Annotated in this window: 13 protein-coding genes; 12 read left to right on the top strand and 1 reads right to left on the bottom strand. The window is 70.6% G+C overall.

The window, feature by feature from the left end; translation table 11 throughout:
• Positions 1-35: 35 nt before the first annotated feature.
• From caldi_RS16240 to caldi_RS16185, 12 genes are all read left to right on the top strand, one after another.
• Positions 36-722 carry a Crp/Fnr family transcriptional regulator gene (locus caldi_RS16240; protein ID WP_264842785.1) on the top strand — a complete coding sequence of 229 codons (687 nt, stop codon included), beginning with the start codon at positions 36-38 and terminating at the stop codon, positions 720-722.
• 487 nt (positions 723-1209) lie between these two features.
• Positions 1210-1437, top strand: a complete 228-nt coding sequence (locus caldi_RS16235; RefSeq protein ID WP_264842784.1) for a heavy-metal-associated domain-containing protein — start codon at positions 1210-1212, stop codon at positions 1435-1437.
• An 82-nt stretch (positions 1438-1519) separates the two neighbouring features.
• Positions 1520-3451 (top strand): heavy metal translocating P-type ATPase, encoded by a 1932-nt coding sequence (locus caldi_RS16230; RefSeq protein ID WP_264842783.1) that lies wholly within the window; start codon positions 1520-1522, stop codon positions 3449-3451.
• 602 nt (positions 3452-4053) lie between these two features.
• A complete protein-coding gene (locus tag caldi_RS16225; protein WP_264842782.1) occupies positions 4054-5064 on the top strand; it encodes a 2-hydroxyacid dehydrogenase in 1011 nt (336 codons plus the stop codon).
• A gap of 416 nt (positions 5065-5480) precedes the next feature.
• Positions 5481-5846 (top strand): hypothetical protein, encoded by a 366-nt coding sequence (locus caldi_RS16220; RefSeq protein WP_264842781.1) that lies wholly within the window; start codon positions 5481-5483, stop codon positions 5844-5846.
• A gap of 277 nt (positions 5847-6123) precedes the next feature.
• Complete coding sequence (locus tag caldi_RS16215) at positions 6124-7971, top strand: methyl-accepting chemotaxis protein (RefSeq protein ID WP_264842780.1); 1848 nt, start codon at positions 6124-6126, stop codon at positions 7969-7971.
• A gap of 188 nt (positions 7972-8159) precedes the next feature.
• Positions 8160-8543: a helix-turn-helix domain-containing protein gene (locus tag caldi_RS16210; RefSeq protein ID WP_264844835.1), complete on the top strand. Its 384-nt coding sequence runs from the start codon at positions 8160-8162 to the stop codon at positions 8541-8543.
• Entirely contained in the window at positions 8540-9301 is a 762-nt protein-coding gene (locus caldi_RS16205; RefSeq protein WP_264842779.1) for an ImmA/IrrE family metallo-endopeptidase, read from the top strand. Before caldi_RS16210 ends, caldi_RS16205 begins: the two co-directional genes overlap by 4 nt.
• Positions 9291-9785 carry a hypothetical protein gene (locus tag caldi_RS16200; RefSeq protein ID WP_264842778.1) on the top strand — a complete coding sequence of 165 codons (495 nt, stop codon included), beginning with the start codon at positions 9291-9293 and terminating at the stop codon, positions 9783-9785. The genes caldi_RS16205 and caldi_RS16200 overlap by 11 nt, the downstream gene beginning before the upstream one ends.
• A 141-nt stretch (positions 9786-9926) precedes the next feature.
• Positions 9927-10214, top strand: coding sequence for a hypothetical protein (locus caldi_RS16195; protein WP_264842777.1), 288 nt, complete (start codon positions 9927-9929; stop codon positions 10212-10214).
• A gap of 290 nt (positions 10215-10504) precedes the next feature.
• Positions 10505-11005, top strand: coding sequence for a hypothetical protein (locus tag caldi_RS16190; protein ID WP_264842776.1), 501 nt, complete (start codon positions 10505-10507; stop codon positions 11003-11005).
• Positions 11002-11370, top strand: coding sequence for a UPF0175 family protein (locus caldi_RS16185; protein ID WP_264842775.1), 369 nt, complete (start codon positions 11002-11004; stop codon positions 11368-11370). Before caldi_RS16190 ends, caldi_RS16185 begins: the two co-directional genes overlap by 4 nt.
• Before the next feature lie 116 nt (positions 11371-11486).
• Here caldi_RS16185 and caldi_RS16180 read toward each other — a convergent pair whose 3' ends face one another.
• Positions 11487-12944, bottom strand: coding sequence for a DHA2 family efflux MFS transporter permease subunit (locus caldi_RS16180; protein WP_264842774.1), 1458 nt, complete (start codon positions 12942-12944; stop codon positions 11487-11489).
• Between the last annotated feature and the right edge of the window lie 651 nt (positions 12945-13595).

Genomic DNA, 13595 nt, shown 5'->3' with positions numbered 1-13595 from the left:
AGGCGGGAGGATCACCCGGATCGGGAGGTGGTGCTGTGGAAACGATCCCGTCCTGCGCCGCCGGCGTGCCGATCTTCCGCGTCCTGCCCGCCGCGGGACTGGCAGAGCTGGGGGAGGCCATGCGCCACCGGCGGTACGCCAAGGGGGAGCTCGTGCTGGCTGCCGGCGACCCGATCGAGCACCTGGTCGTGGTCGCCCGGGGGCGGTTGAACTTCCTGTACACCACCAGCAGCGGCCGGGAGCAGGTCGTGCGCGCCCTCGGGCCCGGCGAATTCCTGGGGGAGATGGCCCTGTTCACGCCCGTCCGGTGTGAGGGCGACCTCGTGGCGGCCGAGGACACCGACGTCTGCCTGGTCCCGCGGCAGGCGGTCCAGTCGATCCTCCGCAGACACTCCGACGTGGCGGTGCGGCTCGTGGAGGTGCTCGCCCAGCGGCTCGCTGCCGCCGAGCAGACCATCGCCGACCTCGGCCTGCGGGACGTGGGCCAGCGGCTGGCCGCCGAACTGCTGCGGATGGCGGCCGGCGGCACCCGGGTTCCCGACGGGATCCGGCTGCGGGTGCCGGTGCCGTGGGCGGAGATCGCGGTTCGCCTGGGCACGACGCCGGAGAGCCTGAGCCGGCGGCTGAAGGCTCTGGCCGAGCGAGGGCTGATCCGGCAGGCAGACGCCCGCACCGTGGTGGTCCTCGACCCGGAGGGGCTCCGCCGGGCCGCCGGGGGGTAGCCCGGTCTTGGTTCCCGCCCCCGGAGCCGCCGGCACAAGTATTGACCCATGTACCCCCGCGGGTACTTGGGTCAAAACCGATCCTGGCAAGCTCATTTGCCTCACCAAGGTTTACAGAAGGCCGTAGTTATGTCCTGATCGGGGCGTCTTCCGTCTACTCAAGGGGCCCTTGACGGGGTGCCGGGACGGTTGAAAGCGCTCTGGCAGCCTCACCGGGACAATTCCTGTGCCACCTGTCGCGGTGCCGCCGGGACAAAATCGGTGCACCCTACCGCCGGCAACACCTTGTGATCGGCGATGTCGTCTCCGGGTACACACCTCAAGAGAAGCGCACTTTCGCCCACGCCACCGGGCCGCCCGCCGCCGGCCGGCACCGCTGCGGACGGCCCTTCGCGCGCCATTGACGCGCGTCAAGGCGCGGCCACCCCTGCCCGGGCGATCATGAGGGTGCACGGCCGGTGTACCGACCGGGGAAGGAGGGGATCCCATGCGCCAGATGATCATGCTGCGGAACCTCAACTGCCCGAACTGCGCCGCCAAGCTTGAGAGGGCCGCGCAGAAGCTGCCCGGCATGCGGACGGCGCGGGTCGCCTTCGGGGCCGGCGCCCTGAACGTCGAGTACGACGAAGGGCGGCTGTCCGAACAGGCCATCCGGGAGCTCGTCCGCCAGTTCGGCCTCGAGGTGGCCGCGATCCTGCCGGGCCCCAGCAGCTAGAGAGTACTGTCTCCCGCCCTCCCGGGCCGGGGCCGGAGATCACCCCCGGCGCCGGCCCGGGAGCGAAAGGAGGGCATGCACGATGACCTGCAGACACGAGAGGCTGCACCGGTGGCTGGCCCGCCACGGCGACCTGCTCACCGTGCTGGCTGCCGGGGCGCTCATCGCCGCCGCCTGGACCGTCCGGCTCGTGAGCCCAGGCGCCGCCGCCCAAGCCGGCCTGTACGACGGCCTCATGGCCGCCGCCGCCGTGATCGCGGGCGCGCCCATCGCCCGCGAGGCGTGGGGGCGGCTGCGGGCGGGGCAGTTCAGCATCCCGCTGCTGGTCAGCGTCGCCGCCCTGGGGGCGCTGTGGATCCGGGAGACGTGGGAGGCGGCGGCGGTCACCTTCCTTTACGTCTTCGGGGGCTACCTCGAGAGCCTGACCCTTGCCCGCACGCGGGCCGCGCTGCGGACCCTGGTCGACCTCCTCCCCCGCACCGCCCGGGTGAGGCGCGGCGAGGCGCTCGAGGTCGTCGACGCCGCCGCCGTCCGCCCCGGGGACACCGTGGTGGTGCTGCCGGGCGACCGGGTCCCCGTCGACGGCACCGTCGTGGCGGGCCGGGCCGCCCTCGACACCGCCGCCCTCACCGGGGAGCCGCTGCCCGCGGAAGTGGGCCCCGGCGACCCGGTGCTCGGCGGTAGCGTGAGCCGGGGCGGCTACCTGGAGGTCGTGGCGGAGCGCGTCGGGCCGGACACGACGTTCAGCCGGCTCGTCTACCTCGTCGCCGAGGCCCAGGAGCAGAAGCCCAAGGTCCAGCGTTTCCTGGACCGCTTCGCCCGCTGGTACACCCCGGCCGTGCTGGCCGCGGCGGGCGTGCTCTACCTGCTGACCCGGGACGTGGAACTGGCCCTCACCTTCCTGGTCATCGGCTGCCCGGGCGCGCTGGTGGTGGCCGCCCCGGTGGCCGTGGTGGCCGGCCTGGGGAGCGCCGCGCGCCAGGGGATCCTGATCAAGGGCGGCGAGCGGCTCGAGCGGATCGGCAAGGTGGACGTGGTGGCCTTCGACAAGACCGGCACCCTGACGATGGGACAGCCCCGCGTGACGGCCGTGGTGCCGCTGAACGGCGACGCCACCCGCGTCCTCGCCCTCGCGGCGGTGGCCGAGCAGCGCTCGGAGCACCACCTGGCGGCGGCGATCCTCGCCCATGCGAAGGCGATGGGCATCGAGCCCGAGCCAGCGTCGGAATGGACCCTGGAGCCCGGGCTCGGCGCCGTGGCCCGGGGGGAGGCCGGGGAGATCCTCGTCGGCAACCGCCGTCTCCTCGCCGCCCGCGGGATCGCCCTCACGGCCGGCCAGGAGGCCCTGGTGGCCGCCCGGGAGGCCGAGGGTGAGACCGTCGCCCTGGTGGCGGCCGGTGGCGTGCCGGTAGGGATCATCGGCATCACCGACCCGATCCGGCCTGAGGCCGCCGGCCTGGTCGCGGCCCTCAGGCGGGTCGGAGTCCGGCGGACCGTGATGCTGACCGGGGACCACCGCGCGGCGGCGGAGCGGGTGGCCCGGCGGCTCGGGGTCGACGAGGTCCGGGCAGGGCTCCTCCCGGAAGAGAAGGTCGCCGCCATCCGGTCCCTGCAGGCTCAGGGGCACGTGGTGGCCATGGTCGGTGATGGGGTCAACGACGCGCCGGCCCTCGCCACCGCCGACGTGAGCATCGCCATGGGCGCCTCGGGGACCCGGGCCGCATTGGAGGCCGCCGACGTCGCCCTCATGGCGGACCGCCTGGACATGGTGCCGTACGCGATCGGGCTCAGCCGGCGGATCCTGGCCGTGGTCCGCCAGAACGTGGCCTTCGCCGTGGCGGTCGTGGTCCTGCTGCTGGCCGGCGTCCTGGGCCGGGTGGTCTTCCTGGGCAGCGGGATGCTCATCCACGAGGCGAGCGTGCTCCTGGTGATCTTGAACGGCATGCGGCTCCTCCGGACGCCGGGGGCGGGCGACGGGTACGTGCAGGCGGACCTGCAGGTACACTCGGGTTGAGGAGGGCGTCGGTCGGGACCGGTGAGGCATCCTCGTACCTTTTCAAGCGCGCGGGGGTGGTCGAGCGCACTGGGCGCGGCGCGGCCGTGGCGTACGTCCGGGTTCGCGGCTTCGAGCCTCTACAGCAAGAACAGATGGTGCTCCAACATGGCGCGGCACACGGGCGAATCACGCGCCGCGAGGTTGCTGAGCTGTGCCAGCTCTCGTCTGTCCAGGCAAAGGCTCTTCTGCATCAGCGCGGAGAGTTGGTACTGCGTGGTACCCGTCGAGGAAGCTATTACGTACGTCCTCGCTGGAACAAGAATGGGCTTGGAAATGCTCCGTAGACTTCAGCGCAACGGATCGGCATCCCTAATTATGGACTTGTAAGGATCTGGATATGGACAAAGTCCATAACTGTGGAGTTCGGTCGTTCAATTGCTGGCGCCCCCAGCATGAAGCCGCCGGGGTATTCTTAGTGACCGGCCCTGTCGCCGGTTGCCGGGGAGCCTGCAGGAAAGCCCTCCGCCTACTCGTACATTGAACTCAACGGCATCCGGCGGCCCGGCGTGCTCGCGCCCTCACCGGCGTCCGCGCCCCGGCCGCCTCGTGGAGGTTCAAACGTGGCGCGACCGCAGGTCTACATCACCCGCAAGATCCCCCGGGAGGCCGTCGACATCATCGCCGCCGCCTGCGACTACCGGATGTGGGAGAAGGAAGACGAGGCCGTACCGGCGGAGGTGCTCGACGCCGAGATCGCCGGGGTCGACGGCGTCCTCACCCTGCTCACCGAGAAGTGGGACGCGGCCCGGCTGGCCCGGGCGCCCCGGCTCCGGGTCCTGGCCAACATGGCGGTGGGGTACGACAACATCCGGATCCCGGACTGCACCGCCCGGGGGGTGCTCGTGACCAACACCCCCGGCGTCCTGACCGAGACCACCGCCGACCTGACCTGGGCGCTCCTCATGGCCACCGCCCGCCGGATCCCGGAAGCCGAGCGCGTGCTGCGCGCCGGGCAGTGGAAGACCTGGTCGCCGATGATGCTCACCGGCCAGGACGTGTTCGGCCGGACGCTCGGCATCGTGGGCCTGGGGCGCATCGGGCAGGCCGTGGCCCGGCGGGCCCGGGGGTTCGCCATGCGCATCCTCTACCACAACCGCCGCCGCGACCCGGCGGCCGAGGCCGAACTCGGTGCCGAGTACCGGCCGCTGCCGGACCTCCTGCGGGAGGCCGACTTCGTGGTCGTCCTCGTGCCGCTGTCGCCGGAGACGCGGGGGCTGATCGGCGCCAGGGAGCTCGCCCTCATGAAGCCCACCGCGGTGCTGGTGAACGCCGCCCGGGGCGGAATCGTCGACGAGGCGGCCCTCTACGACGCCCTCAAGCACCGCCGGATCTGGGCCGCAGGGCTGGACGTGTGGGAGCAGGAGCCCGTGCCACTCGACCACCCGCTCCTGACGCTTGACAACGTCGTGGCTCTGCCGCACATCGGCAGCGCCAGCATCGCGACCCGCACCCGCATGGCGACGCTGGCCGCGGAGAACCTCGTCGCCGCCCTCACAGGCCGCCGGCCGCCGACGCCCGTGAACCCGGAGGCGTGGGGGCTCGACCGGCCGGAGCACCCGGCTGGCAAGTAGTAGGTCCCGCAGACCCAAGTGGCGCATACCCCAACGCATGCGAAGGGGCGCCAGGTTATCCCGGGCGCTCCTTTGTCGTAGCGATCTGCACCACGTAGGTCTTGGCCTCGTCCACCCGGGACACCTCAGCTCTCAGCTCACTCCGCGGCACCAGCGAGGGTCGCTGTCGTTCATATTGGCCATTCCCCCCCGTCCCGCCCGGCGGGGGTGCCGGCGTTTCCGCGCCGGTCCAGTCGTTATGTCAACCCCCCATGCACACGCATATACTTTCCGTGGGACTCCCCCGCCCCGGCCGAACCGCGCACCCCGGCGGGCCGCCCGGCCGGCCCGGCCGTACAGGAGCGGGCCTCTGACGCCCGCAGATCCCGTACAGGACCCCCCGCACCGTCGGACCCCACAGTGGAGGTGCTGACTTGATGCCCACCATCTTCGCGGACGGGGTCGCCGTCCAGACCGAACTGTCCCCGCCGGTCACGTTTCGACCGCGGCCCGCCCGCCGCCGGCAGGAGCAGCCGGAGGAGGCGCTCCCGCCGATCGAGGGCGGTCAGGTCGTCAGCAACGTCATCCTGGACGGCATCACCGCCGACATCGGCGAGGTCGTGGCGGCCGTGATCCGCGGCGACGGCCCGAGCGGCGTCTTCGTCGGCCGCCTCGCCGGCGTCACGGCCGACGTGATCGTGCTCGCCTTGACGGAACCGACCGGCCCCATCCCGGCCGGCGCCTTCGTGGCGATCCGCCGCCAGGAGATCGTGGCCGCCGCGCGCCTCGAGCGGAGCCGCTAGTCCGCACGCCTGCCCAGACCCCACCCCGGGCGGCCCCCACCCCGTGGGGGCCGTCCCGCGTGCCGGGCAGGCCCGGACCCGCACGAAGCCGGGTGAAAGCCCGGCGTACCACCCGTCGGGCGCTCCCCGGCAGGTCCGTTGACAGGGATCTCCAGTTCGGGTATTCTTGCCTTCCGAGAACTTCCAGCCCCGTCGTTTCGAACCTCGTCCGGATGACCGGGGACCCATGACCAGCGACCCATGACCGGGGACCCGGACGCAAAGGAGGTCCCGCCCCGTGAAGATCGGCACGAAGATCCTGGCAGGTTTCCTGGGCCTGGTCGTCCTCCTCGTCGCGGTGGCAGTGACCGGGTACCTGAGCCTGGTCACCGTGGAGGCGGACATGGTCGACCTGACAGACCACGTCGACGAGGCGATCATCCAGGCCCGCCAGCTGGAATCGGCCACGCTGGACCAGATCCGCGCGGTGATGAGCTACCTCGTGACCGGCGAGAACCGGTTCGCCCGGGAGTTCCAGGATGCCACGCAGGCGGCGGGGGCGGCGGCCGCGCGCCTTCGCGAAGTGGTGAAGACGTCCGAGGCCAGGCAGATCCTGGATGAGATCGACTCGGCCCGGGCCGAGTACCAGCAGGCGGCCCAGTCGGTCTTCGCACGCGATTACGGCGAGGCGGAGAAGGTCGAGCTCGTCACCACCACCCTGCGGGGCCCCCGCGTCCGCCTGACCGGCGCGATCGCCCGGCTGATCGAGATCGAGCAGGCGATCGCGACCGAGGAGCGGCAGCGGGCGACGCAGACGGCCGACCGGGCCCGGGCGGCCCTGGTCGGCGCCTCGGTGATCGCCGCCGTTCTCGGCGTGGCCCTGGCCGCCGTTCTGGCCGGTGCCATCTCGCGCCCCGTGACGGCGGTGGCGCAGGCGGCGGCACGACTGGCAGCGGGCGACCTCACGGCGGACCATGTCGACGTCCGCTCCCGCGACGAGATCGGCGCGATGGCCCGGGCGTTCAACGAGATGGTCGGCAACCTGCGCAACCTCATCGGCCGCATCACCGCGGCCACCACCTCCGTGCTGGCGGCCGCGGAGCAGCTGTCGACGGCCGCCGACCAGTCCGCCCGCTCCGCGCAGTCGACGGCCGAGGCGGTCGGCCAGGTGGCGTCCGGTACCCAGGAGCAGGCGCGCACCCTGGGCGAGGTGGGGCAGACGGTCGGCCAGCTGCAGCAGACGATCCAGCAGATCGCCGCGGGGGCGCAGCAGACGGCCGGCGAGGTGCAGAAGGCCGCCGAGACCCTCGCGCAGGCCATCCGTGCCCTGGAGGCCATGGCCGCCGACGCGGAGCGCGTGGCCCGGGGCGCCGCCTCCGCCAAGGACGGCGCCCGGGAGGCCGCCCGGGTCGTGGGCGAGACCGTCGGCGGCATGGAGCGCGTCCGCCTCGCCGTGGGGGAGGCAGCCCAGCGGATGCGCCACCTCGAGCAGCTCTCGAATCAGGTGGGCGAGATCACCCGGGTCATCTCCGAGATCGCCGAGCAGACCAACCTCCTGGCCCTCAACGCCGCGATCGAGGCGGCCCGGGCCGGCGAGCAGGGCCGCGGCTTCGCCGTGGTGGCCGACGAGGTCCGCCGGCTGGCCGAACGGTCGGCCGCCTCGGCCGGGGAGATCGCCCAGCTCGTGCAGAACATCCAGGCCAGCACGGCCGAGGTCGCCCGGTCCCTGGAGGCCGCCCGGTCCGAGGCCGAGGGCAGCGGCCGGCGGGCCGCCGAGTCGGGCCAGGCGCTCCAGTCGATCCTGGACACGGTCGACCGGATCACCCAGAACGTCGAGGAGATCGCCCGGCAGGTCGGGCGAACCCAGGCGGACGCCCAGGGGGTCGTGAAGGCCTTCGAGGTCGTCGCCGCCGTCACCGAGCAGAACACGGCCGCCACGGAGGAGATGGCGGCCGGGGCCACGCAGGTGACCCGGTCGGTGGAGCGCGTGGGCTCCATCTCCGAGCAGAACGCCGCCGCCAGCCAGGAGGTCTCCGCCGCCGTCGAGGAGCTCAGCGCGTCGGCGGAGGAGGTCGCCGCCTCCGCGCAGAGCCTCATGAAGATCGCCCGGGAGCTGCAGCAGGAGGTTGCCCGGTTCACCGTGTAGGCGGGCGGGCCGATCCAGGGACCCGCGAGGCCTCCCGACGGCTCCCACCACGGGGGCCGTCGGGCGTTTCACGCAGTCGCGGGCGAACCGCGCCGTCCGTGGCAGGAGCCTGCGTAACCGACGGTTACATTTGTGATATGATGTCCCCAGGAATCGAAAGCCAGGATTACCCGAGGAGGGAAGCGGTGATGCAGGACGGTCCACATGGCTCCTCCATCGAAGAAGAGACCACCTGGCGCAGGATCGGACAGCGCCTACGCGCCGTGCGTGAGCAACTGAACAAGACTCAGGACGCCGTGGCGGAGTACCTGGGTGTCACGAGGCCCGTGGTCTCCAACCTGGAGAACGGGAAGCGGCCGGTCTCGCTGGCGGAGCTCATGAGGCTCGCCATGCTGTACGGGTATCCGGTGCAATACTTTCTGGGGAACGACGGTTCGGCAGAAGACGGCGTGGTCGCGTTGTTCCGGTCGAGAGACCTTACGGACACCGATCGGGAGAAGCTGGCCTGGCTTCACGGGTTTCTTGAGGATTACTTGTTCATCCGGAGGCTCTGGGGCGGTGAGAGCGGATGACACGCCTCAACCCCCAGACCCTCGCGGGGAAGGCCAGGCAGCGGTTGGGCGTAGGGCCCGATCTGCCGTTGTGCAACCTCTTTACGCTCCTTCGTCAGGACGGGTTGCACGTCATCCGGTATCCCTTCTCGTTCGAGGGGTCCACGGCCGCCGTTCTCTGCCGCAAGGGGAAGGAATTCTTCGCGGCGATTGACTCCGCCAAGGCCCTGGAAAATCAGTACTTCTCTGCCGCTCACGAGTTCGGCCACTACCTGGCCCACCAGGACCGCCTGTACTTCGCCTGCGGGTCCGTTGAACCCGGCTCGCCGGAGAGCAACGAACTCGAATGGTTTGCCAATGCATTTGCTGCCGAGTTGCTGCTTCCACGAACGGCGGCCGAAGCATGGCTCGAGCGCAACGCCCTCAACCCCAGCGCCCCCTCGCTTCATGAGGTCGTGCGGTTGCAACAAACCTACTGCCTCAGTTACTCGGCTGCCCTGTACCGCCTGGCAAATCTCGGCATCATCCGCCGGGAGCAGCGGGACGAATGGCTCGCAGAATCGCCATCCGCCCTGGCCAGGCGGTGGGGACTCCCGGGTAGTCTGTACGTTCCGGACTACGCTACCGATATCCCACCCGATTATGTTGCTCGCTGGGTGGACGCTTACGAAGCCGGTAAAGTGAGCTTCAAGCGTCTTCGTCTGGCACTGGAACGGGTGAAGGTTTCGGCCGAGTCGCTCCAGTTGAGGCACCCGGTGGCGGTCGACGATGTCATCTAACATCGTCATCGCCGACACGACCCCGCTCTCGTACTTCCTCCACGGTGGCTTTTTCTCCCTTCTCCAGGCCCTGCTGGCCGGCCGCCTCATGATCAGTCGCACGGGGCACACGGAGGTTGCGTCCTTTCCGCCGTTAGCCCATGAGGTGAAACGTGCAGTTGAACACGGCTGGCTCCAAGTGTGTGAGCCTGCCCCAGCGGAGCTTGCCCTGGCCGCCCAGTTCCTGGCTGCCGGCCTCGATCCGGGAGAGAGCGAAGCGCTCGCGGTCGCTCAGACGCGCCGCTGGATTCTCGCCTGCGACGAGCGGGCGGCTCGACGCCTGGCGGAGGCGCAGCGCAGCGGCCACCTCTCACCCGCCGAAGCCGACACAGCACTGAATCGCATGCGCCAGGCCAGTCAGCGCCTGCCACCTTACACCTACGAAGAGTTCCGGCGTCTCATCGAGAGCACCCCTGAACGAGCCGTCTGGCTCCGCAGGCTCTGACTTGGTGCCCCCCCATTCGGCCCCCACCGCTCCGCAGGGTGGGGGCCATGGCGTGCCCTACGCCGGGCACGGGAACCCCGGCAGGATCCGGCTTATGTCAACCCCGTGGCCCGGGACATAGGCTAAGACGGAGGTGACCCCATGCACGGCATCCCGCCCCTTCCCCCCATCGAGGGCGCCCAAGCATGCACTGTGATCCTGGACGGCATCACCGCCGACGTCGGCGAGACGGTGGCCGTCGTCATCCGGGGCGACGGTGTGAACGGGGTCTTCGTCGGCCGCCTGACGGCCGTCGCGCAGAACGCGATCTCTCTCCTGCTCACCCGGCCGGTCGGGCCGATCCCCGCGGGAACCATCGTGGCCATCCTGCGTGACGAGATCGTGGCCGCGGCGCGGCTGGGGTCCTGGGGCCACCACTCGGACCCATAGGGCGGCGGCGGGCGCCGGCTCTCTCGCCGGGCCCGGAAAAGCCGCCGCCACGGGAGGCCGGCAGCGCTCCGCCCGCCCGAGTGGTCCCCACGAGCCGCCTTCGCCGGCGAAGCCCGTGCGGTCCGCAGCGAGTCAGCCGCTGAGGCCCCCCGGGGGGCCTCAGTCGCGTGTCGCGGGTTCCCGGGGGGCAGGGCGGGCGCGGCGGCCACCATCCCGATGGTGCTGTGCGAGCGGAGCCGTGGTATCATGATGGTAGCATCCAGGCGAATCGAATTTGGCAGGATTCACGCGTGAAGAAGCGAGACGCATCGCTTGACTCCAGCTTCTGGGCCGTCGCCGTGACGGCCGGTGTCTTCACCTACCTCTTCGACTTCTTCGACATCCACTACTCGGCAGCCGTCGCGGCCGAAATCGATACGAATCCAGCCTCGGGATACGTCTTCCCGCAGGCCCAGGCTTTCCGTCTCTGTCGCGACCGTATGGAGCTGTCCGAGCCCGGCCAACCTTGGCCCGGAATGTATCAGACCGGGGAACGGTACGCTCTTGCGCTGGCCCGGGAGCGTGGGTGGGTGTGTCTGATCAACGACGCCAAGCCATATTGGTTTGGCCGGCGCAACGGCGTCACCTGTATCAGCGTCCCCGAGTTCTGCGTGATGATCCGGGCAGCGGGTCTCCTCAGCTCCGATGCCGTCCGCGGGTACCTGCAGCGAATCCGCAAGGTGACGAGCCCGACCCTCTGGCAACTCGCCATGACCGCGCTCGACCACATGGACAGAGGGGGAGCCCCATGAAGAGCGTGACCAAAAGCATCCGTCTGTCGTCAGCGGAGGCCCAGCGCCTCGCTCAGATCGCACGGCTCGAGGCCGTGCCCGAGGCAGCTTTACTGAAAAAGTGGGTGCTGGCCGGCATGCAGGAGCAGGCTCTGGACAGGGCGATTCTCCTCTATACGAAGAGGCAAGTGAGTCTTGGCGAGGCCGCGCAAATTGCCGGTATCCCTTACATGGCCATGGTGGCCGAACTGGAGCGACGCGGCATCGCGCTCATGGACGGATCGGAGGCCGAAATCCTCGAAGGCTTCGAGAAGCTGGCGGAGGAGTTCGAACTGCCGGCGCTGCATCGCTCCGATCCCCGCACTCCACGACCCGTCTCCGGCTAAGTGCAACCACACCGCCGCCCGGGCCAGGGGGCTTGCCGGGCGAGGTTTTCCCGCCGTGGGCGTCGCCGTCAACCGGCGGCGTCCAACGCGAAATAGGACCGCCCCTGTCCCGCCGTTCAGTCCGCCGCCAGGTGGGCCGGGGCGCGGCGCCCGCCGTCCCCCTTGCGCAAGCCCACGGCCGGGATGACGGCGAGGAGCATCAGGAGGGCCATGACCAGGAAGACGTCGTCGAGCGCCCGCGTGAACGCCTCCCGGCCCAGGGCGACCGGGGCCGGCGCGCCCGCCCCGCTCGCCGCCAGCCGGCCCCGCCACACGGCGACCCGCCCCTGCAGCAGGTTCGTCAGCAGCGCGATACCGAACGAGGCGGATACCCGGTTGACGATGTTCGTGATGGCCGAGGCCCGGCCGATCTTCTCCGTGGGCACCACCGACAGCGCGGCGGTCTGCGCCGGCATCATCGTCAGGCCCATGCCGGCCGACCGCAGCACGCTCCACCACACGATCGCCCCCAGCGGCGTATCGAGCGCCAGCCGGTGGAAGAGGTACGTGCTCGCCGCCAGGAGGAGGGTCCCGGCCGGCACCAGCGCCCGGGGGCCGGCCCAGTCGTAGAGCCGCCCCGCCACCGGCATCATCACCGCCGAGGCGACGGCAGGCGGCAGGAGCAGCAGTCCGGTGTCGAGGGCGCCGATCCCCCGGACGTCCTGAAGGAACACCGGCAGGTAGAAGAGGGCCGCAAAGAGTCCCGTGGTGATCAGGGCGATGTGAAGGTTCCCGAGGGTGAAGGTCGGGTACGTGAAGAGCCGCAGGTCGAGGAGCGGCTCCGGCGTGCGCAGCTCGTGCCACACGAAGATCGCCAGGGAGACGAAGGCGAGGGCGAGCATGGCCAGGATCGGCCCCGCCGTCCACCCCGCCGCCGGCCCCTCCGCCAGCGCGTAGAGCAGGAAGAACAGCCCCGCGCCCGCCGTGAGGGCGCCCCACCCGTCGAACCGCCCGGCGGCTACCTGTTCGAACTCCGGGATGAAGAGGAGCGAGAGCGCCACCCCTGCGATGCCCACCGGGACGTTGATCGTGAAGATCCAGCGCCAGCTCACGTACTCGACGAGGTATCCGCCCAGCGTCGGGCCGATTGCCGGCGCCACCAGCATCGCCAGCCCGAAGGTGCCCATCGCCGAGCCGATCCGCTCCCGCGGCACGAGGCGGTAGATCATCGCCATGGTGACCGGCATGATCATGCCGCCGCCGGCGGCCTGGACCGCCCGGAACGCCACCATGGCGCCGGTGCTCCAGGCCAGCCCGCACAGCGCCGACCCGGCCACGAACACCAACAGTGAGAGCACGTAGAGGCGCCGGTACCCGAGAAAGTCGCCCAGCCAGCCCGACATCGGCACGACGACGCCGAGCACCAGCATGTAGATCGTCAGCACCCACTCGATCTCGTCGGTGGCGGCGCCTAACTCGCGCATCATCGTCGGCAGGGCCACGTTCACGATCGTGCTGTCGAGGATCACCATGAAGGCGCCGATCATCGCCGCCAGGACGGCGACCCCCCACGCCCCGCCGCGCCGCTCCGCCATCCTCTCCCCCCTCGCCGGGGCCGTGCGCCCCGGAGTGTCCGTTTCTTCGTGAGTCGGAAAGTCAGGCAAAATTGTACGACCGCCCACGGGGGTGGTCAAGGAAGGTTTCGAGTGGACAGGCCCCCTCTCGCGGCGGATTCCGGGCCGCCTGCGCCAGTGAATGCGGCACTTCCAGTATGCCAGCCGGATGTCCCTCAGGACATGAGACAGCGACCCCCGGCGGTTCTTCGCCCGGGGACCGCATGGTGAAGCTACCCGGTCCGACGATTCTCGATCTTGGAGCGCTCAGAGACGGTCTCTTCGGTCCCCTGCCGGCGCGAGTCTGGCCGGGTTCATCCAGAGCCGGTTCTAAACGGAAGGGCTCGCCGGTGCCGGGGCCCCCATGGGAGGAGTTCCCGAGCCGGCGCAGTAAGCTAAACCGGTGCCCACACGCCTCGGGAGGGGCGCATGTCGTGCAACTACGACGTGTCGTCCGAGGGGGGACAGTGCCACCGGCCAGCTCAGCTTCCGGTTTGACTCATCCGGGCTCGATCAGGCGGGGGAGGCCGCCGTTGTAGTTACCCTCCCGGGTAGGCGCTCCTACGCCTTCCACTACGTGCTCGCAGGAGCAATACGGTCTACATGAAGTCTCAGAGGCGTCTCGGACCCGGC

It is taken from the genome of Caldinitratiruptor microaerophilus, assembly GCF_025999835.1.
Taxonomy (GTDB): domain Bacteria; phylum Bacillota; class Sulfobacillia; order Symbiobacteriales; family ZC4RG38; genus Caldinitratiruptor; species Caldinitratiruptor microaerophilus.
The sequence above is the reverse complement of the archived record's forward strand: the minus strand, read 5'-3'. Positions and strand labels throughout refer to the sequence as shown.

Excerpts from the sequence above, each read along its gene's own strand:
- caldi_RS16235 (WP_264842784.1), top strand. The coding sequence starts at position 1,210 with ATGCGCCAGATGATCATGCTGCGGAACCTCAACTGCCCGAACTGCGCC.
- caldi_RS16230 (WP_264842783.1), top strand. The coding sequence starts at position 1,520 with ATGACCTGCAGACACGAGAGGCTGCACCGGTGGCTGGCCCGCCACGGC.
- caldi_RS16220 (WP_264842781.1), top strand. The coding sequence starts at position 5,481 with ATGCCCACCATCTTCGCGGACGGGGTCGCCGTCCAGACCGAACTGTCC.
- caldi_RS16210 (WP_264844835.1), top strand. The coding sequence starts at position 8,160 with ATGCAGGACGGTCCACATGGCTCCTCCATCGAAGAAGAGACCACCTGG.
- caldi_RS16205 (WP_264842779.1), top strand. The coding sequence starts at position 8,540 with ATGACACGCCTCAACCCCCAGACCCTCGCGGGGAAGGCCAGGCAGCGG.
- caldi_RS16200 (WP_264842778.1), top strand. The coding sequence starts at position 9,291 with ATGTCATCTAACATCGTCATCGCCGACACGACCCCGCTCTCGTACTTC.
- caldi_RS16195 (WP_264842777.1), top strand. The coding sequence starts at position 9,927 with ATGCACGGCATCCCGCCCCTTCCCCCCATCGAGGGCGCCCAAGCATGC.
- caldi_RS16185 (WP_264842775.1), top strand. The coding sequence starts at position 11,002 with ATGAAGAGCGTGACCAAAAGCATCCGTCTGTCGTCAGCGGAGGCCCAG.
- caldi_RS16180 (WP_264842774.1), bottom strand. The coding sequence starts at position 12,944 with ATGGCGGAGCGGCGCGGCGGGGCGTGGGGGGTCGCCGTCCTGGCGGCG.